This window comes from Pseudoalteromonas sp. ECSMB14103, from assembly GCF_000813065.1.
In the GTDB taxonomy this organism is placed as follows: domain Bacteria; phylum Pseudomonadota; class Gammaproteobacteria; order Enterobacterales; family Alteromonadaceae; genus Pseudoalteromonas; species Pseudoalteromonas marina.
Genome location: NZ_JWGY01000007.1, coordinates 55,207 through 74,850, shown reverse-complemented (window position 1 = coordinate 74,850; position 19,644 = coordinate 55,207). Strand labels below are relative to the sequence as shown.

The window sequence follows — 19,644 nt, the reverse complement described above, 5'->3', positions numbered from 1 at the left end:
AATTACTTATCTGCCTCAGTATTAGGCTGAGTTGCTGAATCTGATGCCTGAGAATTAAATGGGTAAAGTGAAAAGTGTTGGCCGGCAATTTTAACTCGGGCTTTTTCATCGCTTTGGCTAATTTTAATGTCGCTATCACTGACTAATTTTTGATATAAAAAGAGCATTTCGTCGGCGTCTAAGTCGGGATAGCTTTCATCTAAAAACTGCAGCAGCGGCTGTGGTTTTTTACGTTTTTTGTTAAAGCGTTTAGCAAAGCTTGTTTTTACATCGTTGTAGTCAGGAATGTTAGGCGTTACAAATGCGGGTACATCTTGTTGTTCGGGAAGTTGATATTCTTCGTGTTCAAATTCTACCAAGCTTGCCATGTACGCGATAATATGGCGTTGTTGCCCAAGCGAATAACGCTGAGAGTCGGTTACAAAATTAGGTTGTACAGCGCTTAGCATGTTATCTACGCCATTTTTACGCACAAGGCCGAGCACTTTGGCCGCTTGGCGTGTAACTAAGTTATTTCGGCGTAGCTCTTCGCGCAGGGGCATGAGCATATCGGCACTTTTACGTAAACTCTCTCGGCCCATTAGGTTCATTTCGAGTATGCGAGTTCGTAGCTGTTCAAGCATACGTTTGTCGGTGTATGCTTTACCAGAGCGTTCAATAAATTCGATTTGTTTACTGATTTGCTGCTCTATTATTGTAAAGCAGGCATGAAAATCGCCCCTAATATCGACCATTTCAAGCATGGGCTCTATGTATTCATCAAAGGCTTCGATTACTGATTTGTAGCGTTTTTGTAGTGATTGCACCGCATTGTTTGATTTCGCTTGTTCAACAATATTTAAAATGGCGTTTTCGTTGTGCGCGTAAAGTTTCATTATTTTACGTACCCGATCATCCATAATACGGCTAAATCGGCGTAAATCGTCAAAGTCTTCCATGCTACCAGCGTTATCTAAACGATTACCTAAACGGGCAAGATCGTCTACTAACACGCTAATTTCTTGTGCTAAGCCCAAATGCTCTTCTTGCAGTAAAAAAGTAGCAAAGTCAGCAATTGCACGGTTAATTTCAAGCTGTGATGATTTAGCCAGTGGAATTAAAATATCTTGATTGAGCAAACGGTTTGTTTCTTTGTAAATGCGCTCGTTGTTCCACGTGGGTTGTTTTTGTTTTATCGCATTTTGCACGTCTTTTAGGCTAAAGTCGGCCATTTTAAAACGTTTAAATAATAGCTCTAAAACTGCCCAATGTTCGCTAAGGGTATTTAGTCGCTTTTTAGCTGGGATCATAAGGTGTTACAACATCCTAGTAATTTATTATTGAGAATTTAGAAGCGTCTCATTATTACGTATTCTAATTAATCTAGCCTGTATATGGTATTCGTTTTTAAGACTATTTAATAATAGTTTTTGTATAGCCGCAGTGCTAACATTCGCGCCGAAAATAGGCACGTCGAGAGGGACTTTACGTGTGTTCTTTAAAACAATATCAAAGGTTATTTAATACCCATGGTTTCCACGATTATTCTAACCCTGATAGCGATCGGATTTTTATTGATTGTTATAGAAGATATCATCCATGTAAATAAAGCTAAAACCACGCTTTTTTTTGGCACGCTTTGCTGGATCCTCCTGTTTATTTTCCCTTTGCATGGGCAAAGCCCAGAGCAAGTACAAGAACTCCTTAACGAAAATATTTTAGAGATAGCATCGCTGTGGTTGTTTTTAATGGCCGCCATGACCTTTGTTGCTTATTTAAATTCAAAAGGGTTTATCGAAAATATTGTGCACAGAGTAATGCCAACAAGTATTAGCGAACGCAAGCTGATGTTTTTGGTTGGGGTATTTGCCTTTTTGTTTTCGTCGGTTTCAGACAACGTAACGGCTACGTTAATATCGCTTGCTGTAGTTATGTCGTTAAAACTACCGCCTAAAAAGCTTATAAAATATGCCACACTTATTGTGTTTGGTGTTAACTCCGGTGGTGTGTCGTTAATTACCGGTGACGTAACAACCTTAATGATATTTTTAGATGGCAAGGTAACCATTGCTAACTTATTACTGCTTATTGCGCCAGCATTTATTAGCGTTATGCTGTTAGCAGCAATGCTAAGTATTGGCATGAAAGGGGATGTAACCTTTTCAAAATCTGGAAAAAAACGCATAGAAAAAACCGATATCACCATTGCAGTTATTTTTGTATCTACAGTTATAAGCATACTTGCGCTGAGTGTAATTTACAGTGTACCGCCTTTACTAACTTTTTTATGTGGTTTATCAATCATGTTTTTAGTGGCGCAATTTTTAATGCGCAAAAAAGACATAAACAAAAACATTATCGACTACGTACGCGACATAGAATACGACACCTTACTGTTTTTCGTCGGGGTTTTATTATTGGTAGGTGCATTAAAAGAGATTGGAATGCTAAGTAAGTTTACCGACCTTTACACCGTTATGGCGCCACAGTACGCTAACTACTTAATGGGTATTTTGTCGGCCGGGGTTGATAACGTACCGCTCACTGCTGCTTTACTAAAAGCTAATATAGTGATGAGCCAGCAAGATTGGTTATCGTTTACTTATGCAACCGGTGTTGGCGGGTCAATGCTAATTATTGGATCGGCTGCTGGTATTATTGCTATGAGTAAAGTAAAAGAGCTAACTTTTATGAGTTACTTACGTTTGTCGCTCTATTTGTTAGTAAGTTATACCGTGGGTTATGCGGGCGCGTATTACATGGGCGGGTTTGTTTAAGTTTTGCTTAACAAACCGCATTAAAACGCTTGACAGCTAGACGTCTAAACGTTAACTTTCAAACCCCACTTTATAGTGGGGTTTTGTTTTATTAGCCATTGGTTAATACAACATTCAGAAGAGGTGCGATACTTAGGTATTTAATGGTAGGTGACGAACGCCCATAACCATTAAAGAGGGAAGTACTCGCCGAGAAAACCAACGTTACGTCGATGTTGTTTTTCGGTTTATGGGGCTGAATCCTCAAAACTGTCACCAATCTAGGTGGAGAGCTTCTGGCAGTGGATTTACCTTCAAGCATTCACTTGCCAAGTTCTTCTTGTTTTATCGCGGTTTGGATACCGCAAAAGGAGACTAAATGACTACCCAATCAGTGCCGCAAACAGTATCGGACGTTAAATCAGATTACATCGTTGCCAAATTTGGCGGAACCAGTGTGGCTAACTTTGATGCGATGAGTCGTTGTAGCGAAATTATTGTTGCCGATAAAAGCGTGCGTATTGTCGCTGTGAGCGCCAGTGCCGGCGTAACTAATCATTTGGTTGCACTGTGTAAATCAAGCATTACCCCAGAGCTGCGCCAAGAACAAATTGACGGCGTGCTAGCCATTCAACAGGCTATTTTAGATGAGTTATCGCTTGATGCCGATTTAGCCGTAGGTTTTAACGAAACGTTAAAAGCATTCCAAACGCTAGCGCTTGAAACACTGACAACTGATCAGCAGCACGATGAGTTACTTAGCTTTGGTGAGCGTTTATCGTCGTATTTATTTGCGCAAGTGCTGCGTTTAAAAGGCTTAAATGCCGATCGCTTTGATGTACGCCAAGTACTTAAAACAGATAGTCAGTTTGGAAAAGCAACGCCAAATGTAAGCGCAACTGCACAAGCTGCTAAAGAATATTTGATCCCACTGTTAGATGACCAAGTTATTGTAACCCAAGGTTTTGTTGGCAGTGACGAATTTGGACAAACAACAACGCTTGGCCGTGGTGGGTCTGACTACAGTGCCGCTTTACTTGCTGAGGCAATAAACGCCAAAAGTGTACATATTTGGACTGATGTTGTGGGTATTTTTAGTACCGATCCGCGATTATGTGTAAAGGCATCTCCGATTGCTCGTTTAAGCTTTGATGAAGCTGCTGAAATGGCTACCTTTGGTGCAAATGTATTGCATCCAGCTACTATTTTACCTGCTAGCCGTAGTCATATTAATGTGTTTGTTGGTTCAAGCCGCGAGCCTGAACGTGGTGGTACGTGGATAGAGCGTGAAAAATCGCAGCAACCAGGAATTCGCGCGGTAACCCAACGTAAAAATCAAATTTTGCTCACCCTTAAAAGCCCTGAAATGCTATTGGCTAGTGGCTTTTTAGCCCGTGTATTTACTATTTTAAGCGAGTTTAATATATCGGTTGATTTGGTAACTACGTCTGAAATTAGTGTAGCAATAACGCTTGATAATGCGCCTAACGCGTCGCGCCCAGAGCTCGACCAAGCGTGTTTAGATAAGCTTGCTGAATTTTGCCATGTATCGGTTGAAAACAACTTAACACTAGTGGCACTTATTGGCTCTGAGATTCAACTTCGCCAACACGAAATGAACTTAATGCAGGTATTAAGTGATTTTAATATTCGCTTAATTTGTCATGGAGCAAGTAAGCACAACCTATGCTTTTTAGTCGAACAAAGTGAATCTGATAATGTGGTTCAGGCTATTCATAGCCGTTTGTTAGAAGTTTAACTAGCAATACCAATTCGCAATAATACTTAATCATTTTTAGGGGCTAAAGGTGTCGCTATCTGTGTTAAAAAATTCTCATTTAGAACAACTAAATAACGAATTTTTGCCTAGCTATCACCACGTTTATCTATCCTCAAAATAGATCACTTAATTTAGCGGATTGGTAGAAGCGAGACATCGGTTAACACAAAGCACCGCCAGTCGGTGCTTTTTTTATGCACTAAGGTTAAATCAAACGTCTCTGTTTGCGTGTTTACCACTTGGCTGCTTGCGGCCAAGCTTACTAAGGTTAATTCGTTAAATACGTTGGGGCTAAGTAATTTGGCAATAGGGCGACTAGTTGCTTTAGCTAATGACTCTTTTAATGTCCAAATTCTAAAAAAGGTATTGGCTTGGCTTTGCGTATTAGGTTGAGACGTAATTAATGTAACTTCGTCTGTGTGGTAAAAATGCTTGGCTAGTTTTTCAAACGGGCGCGTTAAGCTAATTTTTTCAAGGTCGAAGCCAAACGTCTCGCTTTCTAAATTTAAAGCAACCCCAACAAAACCATGAGAGTGCGATATACACGTATTAATAACGCACTCGTTAATATGCAGCTCTAATTTAGCTGTGGATTGGTTAAAACTTGTGTTAATGGCATTTAATGGCACATTTGAAAATTCAGGGTGGGTGGTTTTCACAAGCAATTTTAAAAGTAAGCGGCTTGCTACATATTCTTTTTTAGCTATTTGGTTTTTACGGCGGTTAATAACGGTTAATTCAAATTCGCTGAGTAAGCTCGCCAAGTTGTAATTAGCCAAACTAAGTGTATTAGCGTCGAACAACAAAACGGTACTTTTGCCTTTAGGTAAATTGGCAAAATCTGTTGGCGTTATGGTTAAGGCGTTATTAAAAAAATGTGCGGTCATATCAGCTCAAAAAGTAAAAAGTCGTTGTTATTGTGAGCAGTTAACGCGACAAACAAAGGCTGAATACAATTTTATTACTCAGCTGGCATTAAATATGGTTTAATTCACAACAATCAAAATAATAACAGATTTGTAGATGTATGGCACAAATGCGTGATGGGTTTCAAAGCCGACTTGGTTTTGTTTTAGCCGCTGCTGGCGCGGCAGTGGGTTTGGGTAATATTTGGGGGTTCCCTACACAAGCTGCTAATCATGGCGGTGGAGCATTTTTACTCGTCTATTTTCTGGTTATCTTTTTATTGGCATTACCGGCACTATATACCGAGCTGTATTTAGGCCATAACGCACAAGCAAACCCGGTAAAAGCGCTGGGTAACGCATGGCAAGATAGCAACCGTAAAATAGGTGCAGCTGCGGGCTATATTGGCCTTGCGGGCGCTGTAGTCATGTTGAGCTTTTATTCAATTGTGGCAGGGTGGATGCTGTCGTACGCAATTGAGCCTGTTACAACGTTTGTTGGTTTACACAGTGTGAGCGAGTTTTTACACAGTGACTCGCAAGCCCGTAATTTTGTATTTACACCATTAATGCTTATTTTAACGGCCTGCATTATTTTAAAGGGTGTTAAATCGGGTATTGAAACCTGGTCGCGCCGACTGATGCCTATGCTATTGGTGTTACTTGTTGCGCTAATTGCTTATATAGCCACCTTGGATGGCGCAAGCGAAGGTTTTGCAGCGTATTTAATGCCTAACTTTAGCCAAATACTCGATCCAAATTTAATTATTGCCGCTATGGGACAAGCGTTTTTTTCGTTGTCGTTAGGGGTGGGGTGTATGATGATTTACGGCTCGTATTTACAGCCTGATGCCAATTTGCCAAAACTAACGGCAAGCGTTGCATTACTTGATACGAGCGTTGCATTTTTAGCTGGTTTACTTATTATTCCGGCTATTTATGTTGCACAGCATAATGGCGTTGAGGTATTTAGTGGCGGTAAATTAATAGGTGAAGGGCAGCTTATATTTGCCATTTTACCTGAGTTATTTAATACCATGGGAGAAATAGGGTTACTGGTTGGTTTATTGTTTTTTGTTTTGATGTCGATAGCGTCTGTGACCTCGACTATTTCGTCTACTGAAATTCCGGTTGCGTTTTTAGTTGAAAACCACAATGTAAACCGCACTAAAGCCACGTGGTTGGTAAGCTTAGTGGTTTTAATATGTGCGAGTGCAATTATAGTAAACTTTGATTGGTTATTTGGTTTAGTTATTATGGTGTTTACTCAGTACCAACTTCCGTTAATGGGGTTATTTTACTTTATAACGGTTGGCTGGATGTTCAAACGAGGTAATAAGTTACACCAAGCTAGCACCGGCGCGCATTTTTGGTTTGCCCAGTATATTCGTTTTGTATGCCCAATATTAATGACCTTGGTGTTTGCAAACGTCGCGTTTGGTTAATGACTTAATGCAACGAGACTAAAAAGCCTCCGTCGGGGGCTTTTTGCATTTTAAAATGCTGATCGTGATATTTAAAATATTGATATAGCTTACTTACGCCTAGCTGCTTTTTTGTAATGTTGAATATTCGATGAAGATAGGTACCAACATCCACTGTTTCAGAGAGTCCAGTTTTTGCATGTTGTGTGTTCTCAACGGCTTCTTTCACCAGTGCTAAATGGTAGGTATCAACAGAGGCAATACTTTTATTTTTTACTTTGGGTATGGTGTTTTGTTTACCTAAAATATAAAAATCATCAAAATAGTGTTTAGCGCTCGCTGTATTATTACCAAACCCTATTACTTTTTTACCATTTCGTCTTAAAAAGTGTACTAGCGCCGCAAAGTCAGAATCAGATGACGCTATTGCAAAAGTGTCAATCGGCGAGACATACAATGACTCCATAACCCCGACAGTTAACGCAATATCGGCAGCATTACTTTTCGATTTTACAAGTTTTTCTTGGTACACCATTTCTATAGCAAAGCGCGAGCATATATTCACCCAAGGTTTTAGCTGTACAGCCCCAAAGTTGCCATATGCTTTTTTAACCTCAATATGTTCAAACTTAGCCATTATTTGCTCTATATATTTATGGCTTATATTTTCTGCATCTATGAATAACGCTGTTTTTTCCATTTAAACACCTGCTAAAAAAGCCATTAAATATAACTAATTGATACCACTGCAATGCATATTTTGGCAAGTGTAAATGGCTATAAATGTTAATTTTTAAAAACGGAGTTAGTAAGCGGTTTACCCTGTTCAACCTCAAGAGCATTTGTAATGGTGGTGTTTGCTATTTCGGTGAGCGCTTCTTGAGTAAAAAAGCCTTGATGCCCGGTGATCAGAACATTTTTAAAACCAACTAAACGGGAAAATATATCGTCTTGGTTTATTTCGTCGCTGTGGTTTTTAAAAAACAGTTCGGATTCTTGCTCGTATACATCTAGTCCTAAGTAACCTAGTTTTTGTGTTTTAAGTGCTTGTATGCAGGCTTTGCTGTCGAGTAATGCACCACGTGAGGTGTTGATAAGCATAACGCCGGGCTTCATTTTAGCGAAAGCATGTTCATCGATTAAATGATGGGTTTGATCGTTTAGTGGGCAATGCAGCGAAATAATATCGCTTTGGGTAAGTAACGTGTTTAGGTCGGTAATGGAGTAGTTACCCGGTATTGCATTTGGGTCGCACACTAAAACGTTTGCGCCAAATCCATTGAGTATATTACACAGTGCTAAGCCAATTTTTCCGCACCCAATAATGCCCACTGTTTTGTTGTGCAAGTTAAAGCCAAGTAACCCATTTAGATCAAAGTTGTCTTCGCGCACGCGGTTGTAAGCTTTATGTGTTTTTCGGCTCAGTGTAAGCATAAGCGCAATACAATGCTCAGCTACGGCTTCGGGACTGTATGCTGGTACACGCAAAACATGAATGTTATGTGCTTTTGCCGCATCTAAATCAACATTATTAAAACCGGCACAGCGCAGTAATATAGTATTTACACCTTGGGCTGCTAATAGCTTTATAACTTGAGCATTAACTGTATCGTTTACAAATACACACACTGCATTGTAATTGCTTGCTAACACCGCTGTTTGCTCGTTAAGCGATTGCTCAAAATAGGTTATTGCTAAGCTATTATGAGTTGCAATACTCTGTTCAAAAAAAGGTTTTTCGTACTTTTGCGCGCTAAAAAAAGCAATGTTCATGGTATGGCTCCAACAATTTGGTGCGTTTAAAATAGTAAACCTGTTTAAATTAAACTACGTTACTGCCATGTGCTCAAGTAGCGATTACTTTTTATTTATAACGCTGTGCGTCTATTTAAAGCAGACATAATGGGTGTTGCTTTTATGTCACTTGATTCAACGGCTTTCTGTAGGTGTGTTTCGATAACCTGTTTAAGTGTTTCAGGTTTAGTACGAGGTGCATAGCGTGCGACTAATTGCCCCTGTGAGTTAATTAAAAACTTTGTGAAATTCCATTTTACTGCACGGTTTTGTGAAATACCGCGGGTATGGCATTTTAAATAGCTAAATAAAGGGTGAGCGTCTGGGCCATTTACCATGACTTTACCAAATACTTTAAACGAAACACCAAACTGCATTTGGTAAAAGTCTCTGATAGCTAAATTATCAAGTGGCTCGTTTTGCCCAAACTGGTTACATGGGAATGCAAGTACCGTTAAGCCACGATCCTTGTACTCTTGGTATAGCTTTTCGAGAGCATTTAATTGCATTGAAAAACTACATTTACTGGCTGTATTGACAATGAGTACGGTTTTGCCTTTTAACTCGCTTAAAGAAAAATTCTCACTGTTATAAAGTGGTGCATTAAACTGATAAATACTATCCATTGGTTACCTACTTAATTTCCAATTGGTGGAAATTTTACAAAGACTTTCATTCGCTTTTTTGTTGGCCGGTTGACATAATCGGGACCTAGTTTCTAAGTTAGCAGTTAAATAGGTCATTTTTATGTCAATGAAAGTCGCATTTATAGGTTTAGGCGTAATGGGTTACCCAATGGCGGGGCATTTAGCCAATAAAGGGCATAGCGTATGTGTATTTAATCGTACGCAATCAAAGGCGCAACGTTGGGCTGAACAATATAAAGGAAGCGTTGCAGATACCCCACGCGAAGCTGCTCAAGGCGCTGATATTGTATTTATGTGTGTGGGTAACGACGATGATTTACGTTCTGTAGTTTATGGTGACAATGGCGTTTTGGCGGGTATGTTACCGCATACCATATTAGTTGATCACACTACAACCTCTGCAGAAGTTGCCCGCGAAGTAGCTGCAAAAGCGGCGCTACAAAATATTGACTTTATTGATGCGCCAGTGTCCGGCGGACAAGCCGGAGCAGAAAATGGCGTTTTAACGGTAATGGCTGGTGGCAATGAAGCCGTATTTGCAAAAGTACAGCCTGTAATGGCGGCGTTTAGCCGTTTTAGCCAATTGTTAGGCGGCGTAGGCTCGGGCCAGCTTTGTAAAATGGTTAATCAAATTTGTATTGCCGGTGTTGTGCAGGGTTTAGCCGAGGGCTTACATTTTGCTAAGCAAGCAGGCCTTGACGGTGAAAAAGTAATTGAAACCATATCAAAAGGCGCTGCAGGGTCGTGGCAAATGGAAAACCGCTACAAAACAATGTGGGCAGGTGAGTACGAGTTTGGTTTTGCCGTAGATTGGATGCGCAAAGATTTAGGCATTGCGCTTGATGAAGCTAAAAACAATGGTGCGACGTTGCCAATGACTGCAACAGTCGACCAATATTACGCAGATGTACAAGCACTTGGTGGCGGCCGATACGATACTTCAAGCCTACTTGCACGAATAGAGGCGCTGCATAAAAAATAACTATGTATGTGTTTTAAATTAAATAGGTTTCGCGTTTAACGTGTAGACGCGAAGTTTGCTTGCTTGACGGGCAAAACCCGTAAAGTGATTTATTCACAAAGAGGGAAAGAGGCGCTGCGCTTTTAGAGGCAGTGATAGTGCTAAAAAGGTTGTTGTTGGTCTGTATGTTTTCTCATTTTCTTCTCATTTGTTCTCTTTGTGCAAAAGTTTTTTATTTTAAAAGCTACGCTTTCGCGTTAGTAAGCTTAAGGCCTATCGGCTGAGTAAAAATTATTGCTTGTTTTGTAGACGCGAAGCTTGCTAACGTGAAGGGCAAAGCCCGTAAGGGATTTATTCACAAAGAGGATAAGAGGCGCTGTGCTTTTAGAGGCAGTGATAGTGCTAAAAAGGTTGTTGTTGGTCTGTATGTTTTCTCATTTGTTTCTCTTTGTGCAAAAGTTTTTTATTTTAAAGCTTCGTTTTTAACATCAGCAAGCTCTACATCTTCCGCTAAGGTGTATATATGGGTTTTGCTTTTAGATGCGCTGCTTGCTTGCGTGATGGGCAAATCCCGTAAGTGATTTATTCACAAAGAGGATAAGAGGCGCTGCGCTTTTAGAGGAAGTGATAGTGCTAAAAAGGTTGTTGTTGGTCTGTATGTTTTCTCATTTACTTCTCATTTGTTTCTCTTTGTGCAAAAGTTTTTTATTTTAAAGCTACTCTTTCGCGTTAGTAAGCCCAACGCTTATCGGCTAAATAAAAATTATTGCTTGTTTTTAGACGCGAAGCTTGCTTGCGTGACGGGCAAAGCCCGTAAAGTGATTTATTTACAAAGAAGATAAGAGGCGCTGCGCTTTTAGAAGGAAAGATTAATTAAAAGCTGTTTTTGGCTTATGTTTGCTCATTTACTCCTCATTCACTTCTCTTTGTGCAAATGTTTTTATCTTAAAAGCTACGCTTTTCACGTGAGCAAGCTCTACGTCTACCGCGATGGTGTAGATATGGGTTTTACTTGTAGACGCGAAGCTTGCTTGCGTGATGGGCGAAGCCCATAATAATTTAAACAAAAACGCGACGCTTTAGTAATTAAAGCGTCGCGTTTTTATATGCGCTATACAAATAAACTAAAAGAAAATTACATGCTCTGCGCGTAGTTATAAAGCGCTTTTAAAATGGTCAGGTTCTTTTCACTGTCGTCGTGTTCATGTGCCAAGTTTTCAAGGGTGATCATAAAATCTTGTGCGCTAATTGAAGGTTGATCTTCCCCATGCATTAACTTGTTTTGGCAATACTGGCGCCATTGGTCAAGCTCTTGCTGGTTTAGCGTTTCAGGCCAATTGCGTGCACGGTATCTAAACAGTAATGTATTGAACTTTTTATCTTCAAAATCTAAATTTAAACCCGCTAGCTCGTCTGGTTTAGCATCGCGAATAATCGCAAATTTAGCTTTATCGGCGTGGCTGGTAAAACCATCGTAAAGTAAGTAATCAACGTTAGTGGTTGCGCTGTAATCGCCTTGCTCGTTAAACACCTCAGTGACTTTATCGCGAAGCTCGGTATTGGCTTTTAAAATAGCTAAATTAGCCAGGCACTGCTCGCGGTCAATTCCTAAACGGGCTGCGTTTTCAGGCAATAATGTTTTTGCAGGCGCTAAAATAGGGCACTTGTTTAAATGCACCAGTTTTAAGCCAACAGGTAAATCGCCCTCGGCTAAATCTACGCGTTTGGTGTATAAACGTTTACGTAATTCTTCTACATTTAAATCAAGTAACACTTGCGGGCTTTGGGTTAAATCAAAACAAATAACCGCGTTTTTATTGACCGGATGAAAGCTCATAGGCGCCACCCACGTTGTACAACCTTGCGTTGCAGGAATACGCGATGATGTATGTACCAGCGGCGTCATGTTAAATACATCAACCAACTCGCCAAGCGCTTTTTTATTCCGCAACCCATAAAAGAAGTTATAAAGCTTTGGCTGTTTTTCTTTTATTAGTTTAGCCAGTGCAATAGTGGCGGTTACATCGCTTAGCGCATCGTGCGCAGCAGCGTGTTCAATACCATTAGCTACTGTTAAATGCTCTAACTTAAAGCTTGGGCTACCGTCTTCTTTTAACGGCCATTCAATGCCTTCAGGGCGAAGCGCATAACACGCACGTACCAAATCAATAATATCCCAGCGGCTATTATTGTTTTTATATTCACGCTCGTACGGGTCGTAAAAGTTACGATAAAAGCTATAACGGCTAACTTCGTCATCAAAGCGAATACTGTTATAACCAGCCACACAGGTGTTTGGCGAACTAAATTCGGCATGAATTTTTGCTATAAACTCAGCCTCAACCAAGCCTTTTTTCATTGCCTCTTGTGGCGTTATACCGGTAATTAAACATGCCTCAGGGTGGGGCAAGTAATCCGCTTGCGGCTTACAATATTCAATAAGCGGCTCGCCAATAATGTTTAAATCAAGATCGGTACGAATACCTGCAAATTGGCTCGGCTTATCCTTTTGAGGGCTCGCCCCCCAAGTTTCATAATCGTGCCAATAGATTGTTGCTTGATTCTCTTGATAGCTTTCATTATTCATTCTATGTCTTAGCCCTTTATGTTTACGGGTTATTAGCGCTACTCAGTTTCTTTTTGTATTTTCGAGTTTCTTGTAATTGGCGCATTGTGTGTATAGTATCGTGTATAAATTTTTTGCTAACTGTGTATAAAAAATTAAATGGCGATCAGTGACACCAAATTAAGAAAGCTGCTAGGTAAAAATCAAACACCGTGCGTATTATCGCATAGAGATAGTTTAAGTGTAAGGGTATCAGCTAAGGGGACTATAACTTGGCAATATCGTTGCCGTGTAGATGCTAAGCAGGTAATTATTACGCTAGGGCGTTATCCAGGGCTTAGCATCAAAGAAGCACAAAACTATATACCGCTGTTTCAAAATTGGTTAAGCCAAGATAAAGATCCACGCCTAGAACTTAAGCTTATGCGTAACAATGCCAAGGGCTTGCCTACAATGGCAGAAGTTGCTGCAACGTGGCTAGATAAAAAAGTACCCGACCTAAAAGAAAAAACACAAATTTTATACACAAACCAAGTCAGCAAATGGATTGTACCAATACTTAATGATAAAAATATGCCACTTGATTTAATGACCATTAAAGATTGGATAACTTACTTTGATGAAGTGAAAGCACAAGGTAGTGCTAAAACAGCCGGTACTATACTAGTACGTATTAAGTCGATTATTGGTTGGGCTGAAAAGCGAGGGGAAGTAAAACCATTTAACCCTGTGCTCACATTAAATGTAAATGATATCGGTGAACAAGCATCGGTTGGCCAACGAGTTATGCGCTTTGATGAAATTGCAAAGCTTTGGATACAAATAGAAAGCTCAAAGGCTACTCCAGCAACTAAAGCATGCCTTCAGCTAATTTATATAACAGGAGCAAGGCAATCCGAGGTTCGTTTAGCTAAGTGGGAGCATTTCGACTTTGACAACAATATTTGGACAGTACCATCGGAGAATTCAAAAACAAATAAATCTATCCGCAGGCCAATTTCAGCCAAGATGAAAAGCATACTAGATACGCTTGCAATGGTATACGGCCGTAATGGATATTTAATACCAGGTAGCAATCCACACAAAGCAATGACCACCCACAGTATTAATCGTTATTGCTGTCGAATGTGGGAGCACTTATTTGCAAAATACAAAATGCCTAAGTTTTTACCACATGATGCCCGCCGATCACTTTCAACACTACTAAGCGAAAATGGTGTAGCGCCGCATGTAACCGAAAAAATGTTAGGCCATACAATGCGTGGTGTAATGGCGGTATATAATAAACACGATTGGATAAAAGAGCAGACCACAGGGTATGAGCTTTATTGTGTATTAATAGAAAATGCGCTTAAAGCTGAATTATATAGTAAATGATGTCCTACAAGACATGAATACACACGTAGATACATAAAAGTTGACATAGCCGTCAATAGGTTTAAAATTCATTGTAGGATTATTTTTTATAATAACCTAATGATACAACGGCATTAAGGAGCTTATTATGGCTACCACGTCATTTGAAAAAAACTTTGTAGTAACCGATCAAAGAGCTATTCAATCGTTCAGAGAAAACTGCAAAAAAGCCCATAAAGTTACAACAAATAATCGTAACCATGAGGCGGATAGAGTAAAAGGAATTGCGTTATTAAGACAACGGTTGTCCAGCTCTCAGAGCTAATAAAGGAGTTTGATGCACCCCAACTACATCAACTCCTTTCTAGTTTTTGTAGTACAAAAAACACAGATGTTGAAGCATTCCTAACCGATACAAATAAAGCTATTCGCCTAGAAAATGCGTCTAAATCACGAACCTATTTAATATTGGATGATGGTAGCGGCCAAATACTTGCCTATTTTTCACTGTCTATCAAAGAAGTCTCCCTAAATCAAAATAACGAAACTAAAATAAGTAAAGGTCTGCGGAAAAAGCTTGACGGAATTTGTAAAAATAGTGAACGTGTAAACGCCTACCTTATAGGCCAGATAGGTAAAAATGATTCAGTAGCAAATAATCAAATAAACTTATCGTATATTCTCGAAGAAGCCTACACAATAATAGACAAAGCAAACCAGCTTGTGGGTGGCCGAGTAATAATACTAGAATGCGAAAAAGCTGAAAGATTAGTCGCGCTATATCAAAAAAATGGGTTTAATATTCTTATAGACAACCCCGCAGAGCGTCTTATAACAATGTATATTTGTGTTAGGTAGAGTAAATAATACAGAAGATGAATCCATGAAAAACACATCACAATTTTTGCGTTTATTAGATGAAGATATAAAAGCGGGGAATGTTAAAAAAATATCTAGCTCAGTATTTAATAGAATAAGCGCTATTAAGCAAAAGGCGCATTTAGCCAGAACCGAACAAGATGACTGCAAGCCCGTTAATTAACGGGTTTTTTAATATCTATAACTTTATTGGAATCGTTTTTCTATTTTTTAATTAATAAAGGATTAAACATGGATGCAACGCTTATTACGACTATTTGTAGTGTATTTATTGCTACTTGTGCTCTTATAGTTTCACTACAACAAACAAGATTGGCTAGAGAGCACAACAAGCTTTCAGTGAAGCCTTTGCTCTCAGATATTATGCACCGAGGTTTTATTGAAAAAGAATTTACCTACGATATTAAAAATAATGGCCTAGGGAGTGCAGTAATAACATCTTTTCAATTGATTTGGGATGAAGAGGAAATAACAAGTTCGAAGTTATTTGAAAGAATACGGCAGTCTCTATCAGTTACTGATGAGTTTGGATTAGGTCAATTTGGTGAAAACAGTACTTTAGCTAAAGATGAAGTAAAAAAGCTAGTTTATATCAAAGTTAGACAAGATGTATCAAGTGATAATGCTTCTGAGAGATACACCGCTATTCATGATGACTTACTTGCCAACTTAAGAGTTCATATAAATTATCAGTCAATGTATGGTGATAACCTCTTCTTTGAAACAAATACAAGCACAATTCAAGATGAATTAAAGCTGTTAACTAAAGATGGTAATTAAATATCTACGCTTAACTGATATGATTTTTTTGAGCTATGCTTAGTTTTTATTTTAACTAAAGAGTAAGAGCTATGTCTGTAAAGGTAAATATGGGTGGATTAAAAAAGCTAGCGAAAAATATAGAAAATTTAGACGGTAAGCAGTTAACCATGGCAGATACAATTAATGACAGCTTTGTATCTAGCTGCTCATCTTTTAATAGCTTTGATGAGCTATTAGGAGCAAGCCCATTTGATGCTTCAACAGCAAAAGAGTTCGAGGCGATAGCCGATGATGAGTGGGATGCATATATAGCTAACAATACAAATTTTAGTTCATGGGAAGAAATGAAAGGAAGTGCATTGCGTCTATATATAAAAAATCAAGTAGGTAAAGGGCTTTAAAGCTAACTATTAGCTAAGGTGAAATTATGATTGATTTGAAAGGTGAAATGATTGAATACTTATTAGGTTTAAATAAAGAAACTTATACGATTAGTGATTTTGATGGTCGATATAATAATGAGGATCAAGATTTCATCTATGCGTTTAACAGCCTTGTTGATGAAAGAAAGTTTACTTCTATTCATGACCGAAACTTAAAAGTAACATTTTCAGCTGACGGAAAACCGAATATCACAGCCCATCAATTTATAATACATTAAATCATGAAGCCCACAAAAAAGTGGGCTAACGCTTAAATATCTACTTTTCTTTATTTCCTGAGTTTAATAAATCTTGAGATAAGTTTTCTAACTTTTTTACAAAAATATCCCAGTTGTATCCCGCTACACCACCAATTGTTACATACCCTAAAGTGGCTCTAACAGGGTCTGACTCATTTGCAATATCGCCAGTTAAAACGAGCAACCCGCTTTGGACTATTGCAAATACAAGGCAACCTACTAGAGTTGCGAGTAATGGTGCAAGAAAATATCCCCAAATATGTTTAGAGTTAAATGAGCAATTAATGGCGTAATGTCTATGGAATGACGTAATACTCAAAATAGCGCTGCCTAACAACGCACCTACTATTGTAAAAAATAAAAAAGGAACTTGAGCTGGTACTTTAAACCCTTCATCTAAATGCCAAAGGTTTAAAATTGATGAAAAGCCTGTTAGCCAACCATCTACCAGCAACCAAATAGCGAATAGAGAATACGCCAGAGTGTAAAGAGGAACTAACCAAATTTCTTTGCCTATTTCTTCATTGTTGTTACTTTGGTTAGGTATTATATCGTTGTTAATTTGCTCAGGCTCAGCCATACACTTCTCATTTGATTGCTATTTCGGTTATGAGGATACATAATAATTACTATAAATTATAGTTGGCTACATTATTAGCATTGAATTTATTTAATCTCACTTGTCTAAAAATGTGCATCGGAAGCAATAAAGAATAAAAAATGAGTCAAACAAATTTAAACTACTCTTGGCCTGCTGACTTTCCAGAAGACATTCCCGAAAGTTGCGAACCAATTCCGGCTGAAGGTTTTGTATACCGTTTAGTACGTACAATTCCACCTACAGAGGTGGATTTTCAAAAACATAGAGATGAAAAGCCAGATTACGCTTATTTAACAAAAGATCTGCCTTTATCTTATGGAATGTCTTTTTTTACTACATTATCTAAATTAAAGCGCAAAACAGGTAATTACCCCGCACCAGAGCAGTACGAAAGTTGGCAGATGGTCTGTGGTGAGCTGGTTCCTGAGCTGGGAGTTATTAAAGAAAAGTCAGGACATGTTACTTTGTGGGCTCAAGATGGAGCTAAGCCCCACATATACATTAAGGAAGAGGTTATAGAAGCATGAAGACTTTACCAAATGATACCTTCTTAGGTCGGCTTACAATTTTTGAAATATATGATGAGTTTTATGGTCCTAAGTGCTTTTCTGTAAAAGATGAACTTCAGCAATTGTATCTTGTATATTGGAGTGGCGATTATGATAACGGAAGATGCTCAAAATGGGTTTACATGCCTGTATCAAAGAAAATTTTAGATGAATTACTACGCGAAGAATATACATTTAAAGAAGCTTATAAAAAATCTAAACGTCTAATGCTTATCTCAACCTATGCCAGTGAAGATAAAAAAACAGATATCATTCATTTGAATGACGAAAATTTGAGTTTAGCAAACTTACCTCCAGATGATTTTGCAATTTACGCGGATGAAATTCAGTCAATCGATCCTGAGGCTCAGTGGGATTTTAATTTAAGAATCGCTAAGCATAAGAATGGGAAAGGCTCACCTTCCGATAATGCAGTAACGAAAGTACTAGACGCTTTTGGTGAGATTATTCGAAGCTTAATGAAGGATGCTAAAAATAGAAAGCCTTCACTTTTCCCTTTAACCGCAGGGTATAGCTCATTTGATGTGAAGTTAGGTTCGAGTAACCAAGAGCGAGCAGCAGTAGCAATTGAGCTACTAGAAACTCTTTTAGCAGATGAAAATGAATTGGAAAATAGATTAGCAGAATATGAAATTGATCCTTATAGATTAAAAAACTTACTCGATATTGTTAGCTTAAATAAATTAAACTTAACTCTAAAATCGAAAACTTCAGATACTCTTAAAAAACCAATTTTGATAAATTCTGCAGGGCTAAAGCCAATATTAGATAAACTTGAAAAAAGTACAGTTAGAATAATAGACTCAAATAAAGTACCACAAGCAAATTATCTAGACAGAGTTGTTATTATTGTTAAGCACAGAATAGATGGTGGAGAACTGAAAGAAAAATTTATTGATGGTATTAGTTCTCAAAGGCAGGTTGATTACCATACCCATGCTGCGCAATGTTTAGGTCTATTGAATAAAGATAATACTCCGACAACTATGGGTCGTGTATTAGCTCAGAAGTGCAGTAAAGAAGCGGAATACCAGTTTTTAGCTGATAGGGTAGAGTCAAGTGATTTTGGCTTTGCTTGGATGCAATGGGCAGGAGTAAAATCAATTTCTGAACTTGACCCAGACTCATCAAAAGAATTTGTTGAGAAGTGCGTTAAGGGCTTAGAGCGAACAAGTATAGATAGGCGTGCGAGTAGTCTTAAAACTTGGATAAAAGTTCTTAAACCGCATCGACGTGAATACTCTCAATAGAAGAATATTGAATTCTAAATTATTAAGCCCGCACCTAGCGGGCTTTTTTATGCCTGCAATTTAGTAAAACTAAAGTGACTTACCCGTAAATATAACCTTACCTACCAACGTACAATTACCGTTTATTGGAATTAGTTGTTCTGGCCAGTTGGGGTTGGCGGCTTTTAGGAATTTGTGGCCACCTTCGATAATTAGCTGTTTAAATGTGGCTTGGTTGTCGTCGTCTAGGCGTGCTACTACGTATGAGCCGTGGATGCATTCTGCTTCAGGGTCTACAAAAATCAAATCTCCCTCATCAAACTTTGGCTCCATGCTAATACCTTGCACCTTTAAAACAAAGGTTAGATCACTGCAATTAACAGGGCACATATAACGCTCTGCGTCATAAGCTTTAATTTCACTGATTTCTGACCAAGCACCGGCTTGCACCCAGCTGATAAGTGGGGCGGTGGCTTTAATTGTTGGTCCTGGCGAAACGTTGTTATTAATGTTATCGCTAATGCCAAAGCGTAAATATTCAGGAGCAGATTGGAGCGCTTTAGCTAGTGCTTCAATATTGCGAGGGTTTTTAGTTGTGCCATCTTCAATTTTTTGAAGTGTTTGCTGTGTAATTCCTGAAACCTCTGAAAGTTTTATCTGTGTATAACCAAGTTTCTTTCTTTCTTCTTTTACTCTTTTTCCAAGACTCATACGCGTTACATCCTAGTAATTTAAAGGGTATTCAGCAAAGAAC

At 38.7% G+C, this 19,644-nt stretch carries 21 protein-coding genes and 1 riboswitch; of the genes, 13 read left to right on the top strand and 8 right to left on the bottom strand.

Annotated elements, in window-relative coordinates:
* Window positions 1–2: 2 nt before the first annotated feature.
* Window positions 3–1,289, bottom strand: coding sequence for a hypothetical protein (locus RF53_RS12460; protein WP_039037870.1), 1,287 nt, complete (start codon window positions 1,287–1,289; stop codon window positions 3–5).
* Window positions 1,290–1,508: 219 nt separating this feature from the next.
* On the opposite strand from RF53_RS12460, the gene nhaD reads away from it, so the two are divergent.
* Window positions 1,509–2,756, top strand: coding sequence for a sodium:proton antiporter NhaD (gene nhaD, locus RF53_RS12455; protein WP_033020049.1), 1,248 nt, complete (start codon window positions 1,509–1,511; stop codon window positions 2,754–2,756).
* A 110-nt stretch (window positions 2,757–2,866) separates the two neighbouring features.
* A riboswitch (Lysine riboswitch) is annotated at window positions 2,867–3,039 on the top strand.
* Between the two features lie 75 nt (window positions 3,040–3,114).
* Window positions 3,115–4,494, top strand: a complete 1,380-nt coding sequence (lysC, locus tag RF53_RS12450; RefSeq protein ID WP_039037869.1) for a lysine-sensitive aspartokinase 3 — start codon at window positions 3,115–3,117, stop codon at window positions 4,492–4,494.
* A 152-nt stretch (window positions 4,495–4,646) separates the two neighbouring features.
* On the opposite strand, the gene RF53_RS12445 is transcribed toward lysC, so the two are convergent.
* Window positions 4,647–5,402: a 4'-phosphopantetheinyl transferase family protein gene (locus tag RF53_RS12445; RefSeq protein WP_039037868.1), complete on the bottom strand. Its 756-nt coding sequence runs from the start codon at window positions 5,400–5,402 to the stop codon at window positions 4,647–4,649.
* A gap of 140 nt (window positions 5,403–5,542) precedes the next feature.
* Between RF53_RS12445 and RF53_RS12440 the strand changes: the two genes are divergently transcribed.
* Window positions 5,543–6,865, top strand: a complete 1,323-nt coding sequence (locus tag RF53_RS12440) for a sodium-dependent transporter (RefSeq protein ID WP_008130843.1) — start codon at window positions 5,543–5,545, stop codon at window positions 6,863–6,865.
* 4 nt (window positions 6,866–6,869) lie between these two features.
* Here RF53_RS12440 and RF53_RS12435 read toward each other — a convergent pair whose 3' ends face one another.
* The 3 genes from RF53_RS12435 to RF53_RS12425 all read right to left on the bottom strand — a co-directional run bounded on the left by RF53_RS12435 (window position 6,870) and on the right by RF53_RS12425 (window position 9,264).
* Window positions 6,870–7,544 carry an NYN domain-containing protein gene (locus RF53_RS12435; protein ID WP_039037867.1) on the bottom strand — a complete coding sequence of 225 codons (675 nt, stop codon included), beginning with the start codon at window positions 7,542–7,544 and terminating at the stop codon, window positions 6,870–6,872.
* Window positions 7,545–7,630: 86 nt separating this feature from the next.
* A complete protein-coding gene (locus tag RF53_RS12430; protein ID WP_039037866.1) occupies window positions 7,631–8,617 on the bottom strand; it encodes a 2-hydroxyacid dehydrogenase in 987 nt (328 codons plus the stop codon).
* A 95-nt stretch (window positions 8,618–8,712) separates the two neighbouring features.
* Window positions 8,713–9,264 (bottom strand): glutathione peroxidase, encoded by a 552-nt coding sequence (locus tag RF53_RS12425; RefSeq protein WP_039037865.1) that lies wholly within the window; start codon window positions 9,262–9,264, stop codon window positions 8,713–8,715.
* A 121-nt stretch (window positions 9,265–9,385) separates the two neighbouring features.
* On the opposite strand from RF53_RS12425, the gene RF53_RS12420 reads away from it, so the two are divergent.
* Window positions 9,386–10,267, top strand: coding sequence for an NAD(P)-dependent oxidoreductase (locus RF53_RS12420; protein ID WP_039037864.1), 882 nt, complete (start codon window positions 9,386–9,388; stop codon window positions 10,265–10,267).
* 1,114 nt (window positions 10,268–11,381) lie between these two features.
* Here RF53_RS12420 and sbcB read toward each other — a convergent pair.
* Window positions 11,382–12,833, bottom strand: coding sequence for an exodeoxyribonuclease I (sbcB, locus tag RF53_RS12410; protein WP_039037862.1), 1,452 nt, complete (start codon window positions 12,831–12,833; stop codon window positions 11,382–11,384).
* 138 nt (window positions 12,834–12,971) lie between these two features.
* Between sbcB and RF53_RS12405 the strand changes: the two genes are divergently transcribed.
* The 7 genes from RF53_RS12405 to RF53_RS12385 all read left to right on the top strand — a co-directional run bounded on the left by RF53_RS12405 (window position 12,972) and on the right by RF53_RS12385 (window position 16,470).
* Complete coding sequence (locus tag RF53_RS12405; RefSeq protein ID WP_039037861.1) at window positions 12,972–14,189, top strand: tyrosine-type recombinase/integrase; 1,218 nt, start codon at window positions 12,972–12,974, stop codon at window positions 14,187–14,189.
* A 127-nt stretch (window positions 14,190–14,316) separates the two neighbouring features.
* On the top strand, window positions 14,317–14,493 hold the full coding sequence (locus tag RF53_RS19470) for a hypothetical protein (RefSeq protein ID WP_158649127.1): 177 nt from the start codon (window positions 14,317–14,319) through the stop codon (window positions 14,491–14,493).
* Window positions 14,494–14,636: 143 nt separating this feature from the next.
* Window positions 14,637–15,026, top strand: a complete 390-nt coding sequence (locus RF53_RS12400) for an acetyltransferase (RefSeq protein ID WP_200888052.1) — start codon at window positions 14,637–14,639, stop codon at window positions 15,024–15,026.
* Between the two features lie 25 nt (window positions 15,027–15,051).
* Entirely contained in the window at window positions 15,052–15,210 is a 159-nt protein-coding gene (locus tag RF53_RS19465; RefSeq protein ID WP_158649128.1) for a hypothetical protein, read from the top strand.
* Window positions 15,211–15,278: 68 nt separating this feature from the next.
* Window positions 15,279–15,827, top strand: a complete 549-nt coding sequence (locus RF53_RS12395) for a hypothetical protein (protein WP_039037859.1) — start codon at window positions 15,279–15,281, stop codon at window positions 15,825–15,827.
* Window positions 15,828–15,898: 71 nt separating this feature from the next.
* Window positions 15,899–16,210, top strand: coding sequence for a hypothetical protein (locus RF53_RS12390; protein ID WP_039037858.1), 312 nt, complete (start codon window positions 15,899–15,901; stop codon window positions 16,208–16,210).
* Window positions 16,211–16,236: 26 nt separating this feature from the next.
* Window positions 16,237–16,470: a hypothetical protein gene (locus RF53_RS12385; protein WP_039037857.1), complete on the top strand. Its 234-nt coding sequence runs from the start codon at window positions 16,237–16,239 to the stop codon at window positions 16,468–16,470.
* Between the two features lie 40 nt (window positions 16,471–16,510).
* Here the strand turns inward: RF53_RS12385 and RF53_RS12380 are convergent, their stop codons facing one another.
* The gene (locus RF53_RS12380) at window positions 16,511–17,071 is read right to left on the bottom strand and encodes a hypothetical protein (RefSeq protein WP_200888051.1); all 561 of its coding nucleotides are present in this window, start codon (window positions 17,069–17,071) and stop codon (window positions 16,511–16,513) included.
* A 140-nt stretch (window positions 17,072–17,211) separates the two neighbouring features.
* Here RF53_RS12380 and RF53_RS12375 point away from each other — a divergent pair, with 140 nt between their 5' ends.
* Window positions 17,212–17,619, top strand: coding sequence for a hypothetical protein (locus tag RF53_RS12375; RefSeq protein WP_039037856.1), 408 nt, complete (start codon window positions 17,212–17,214; stop codon window positions 17,617–17,619).
* Window positions 17,616–18,911 carry a DUF6575 domain-containing protein gene (locus tag RF53_RS12370; RefSeq protein ID WP_039037855.1) on the top strand — a complete coding sequence of 432 codons (1,296 nt, stop codon included), beginning with the start codon at window positions 17,616–17,618 and terminating at the stop codon, window positions 18,909–18,911. Before RF53_RS12375 ends, RF53_RS12370 begins: the two co-directional genes overlap by 4 nt.
* Before the next feature lie 69 nt (window positions 18,912–18,980).
* Here the strand turns inward: RF53_RS12370 and RF53_RS12365 are convergent, their stop codons facing one another.
* The gene (locus tag RF53_RS12365; protein ID WP_039037854.1) at window positions 18,981–19,601 is read right to left on the bottom strand and encodes a LexA family protein; all 621 of its coding nucleotides are present in this window, start codon (window positions 19,599–19,601) and stop codon (window positions 18,981–18,983) included.
* Window positions 19,602–19,644 lie beyond the last annotated feature (43 nt).

What these genes read in the sequence shown, in the direction of transcription:
- RF53_RS12460 (WP_039037870.1), bottom strand. Translation starts at nt 1,289, where the DNA reads ATGATCCCAGCTAAAAAGCGACTAAATACCCTTAGCGAACATTGGGCA.
- nhaD (WP_033020049.1), top strand. Translation starts at nt 1,509, where the DNA reads ATGGTTTCCACGATTATTCTAACCCTGATAGCGATCGGATTTTTATTG.
- lysC (WP_039037869.1), top strand. Translation starts at nt 3,115, where the DNA reads ATGACTACCCAATCAGTGCCGCAAACAGTATCGGACGTTAAATCAGAT.
- RF53_RS12445 (WP_039037868.1), bottom strand. Translation starts at nt 5,402, where the DNA reads ATGACCGCACATTTTTTTAATAACGCCTTAACCATAACGCCAACAGAT.
- RF53_RS12440 (WP_008130843.1), top strand. Translation starts at nt 5,543, where the DNA reads ATGGCACAAATGCGTGATGGGTTTCAAAGCCGACTTGGTTTTGTTTTA.
- RF53_RS12435 (WP_039037867.1), bottom strand. Translation starts at nt 7,544, where the DNA reads ATGGAAAAAACAGCGTTATTCATAGATGCAGAAAATATAAGCCATAAA.
- RF53_RS12430 (WP_039037866.1), bottom strand. Translation starts at nt 8,617, where the DNA reads ATGAACATTGCTTTTTTTAGCGCGCAAAAGTACGAAAAACCTTTTTTT.
- RF53_RS12425 (WP_039037865.1), bottom strand. Translation starts at nt 9,264, where the DNA reads ATGGATAGTATTTATCAGTTTAATGCACCACTTTATAACAGTGAGAAT.
- RF53_RS12420 (WP_039037864.1), top strand. Translation starts at nt 9,386, where the DNA reads ATGTCAATGAAAGTCGCATTTATAGGTTTAGGCGTAATGGGTTACCCA.
- sbcB (WP_039037862.1), bottom strand. Translation starts at nt 12,833, where the DNA reads ATGAATAATGAAAGCTATCAAGAGAATCAAGCAACAATCTATTGGCAC.
- RF53_RS12405 (WP_039037861.1), top strand. Translation starts at nt 12,972, where the DNA reads ATGGCGATCAGTGACACCAAATTAAGAAAGCTGCTAGGTAAAAATCAA.
- RF53_RS19470 (WP_158649127.1), top strand. Translation starts at nt 14,317, where the DNA reads ATGGCTACCACGTCATTTGAAAAAAACTTTGTAGTAACCGATCAAAGA.
- RF53_RS19465 (WP_158649128.1), top strand. Translation starts at nt 15,052, where the DNA reads ATGAAAAACACATCACAATTTTTGCGTTTATTAGATGAAGATATAAAA.
- RF53_RS12395 (WP_039037859.1), top strand. Translation starts at nt 15,279, where the DNA reads ATGGATGCAACGCTTATTACGACTATTTGTAGTGTATTTATTGCTACT.
- RF53_RS12390 (WP_039037858.1), top strand. Translation starts at nt 15,899, where the DNA reads ATGTCTGTAAAGGTAAATATGGGTGGATTAAAAAAGCTAGCGAAAAAT.
- RF53_RS12385 (WP_039037857.1), top strand. Translation starts at nt 16,237, where the DNA reads ATGATTGATTTGAAAGGTGAAATGATTGAATACTTATTAGGTTTAAAT.
- RF53_RS12380 (WP_200888051.1), bottom strand. Translation starts at nt 17,071, where the DNA reads ATGGCTGAGCCTGAGCAAATTAACAACGATATAATACCTAACCAAAGT.
- RF53_RS12375 (WP_039037856.1), top strand. Translation starts at nt 17,212, where the DNA reads ATGAGTCAAACAAATTTAAACTACTCTTGGCCTGCTGACTTTCCAGAA.
- RF53_RS12370 (WP_039037855.1), top strand. Translation starts at nt 17,616, where the DNA reads ATGAAGACTTTACCAAATGATACCTTCTTAGGTCGGCTTACAATTTTT.
- RF53_RS12365 (WP_039037854.1), bottom strand. Translation starts at nt 19,601, where the DNA reads ATGAGTCTTGGAAAAAGAGTAAAAGAAGAAAGAAAGAAACTTGGTTAT.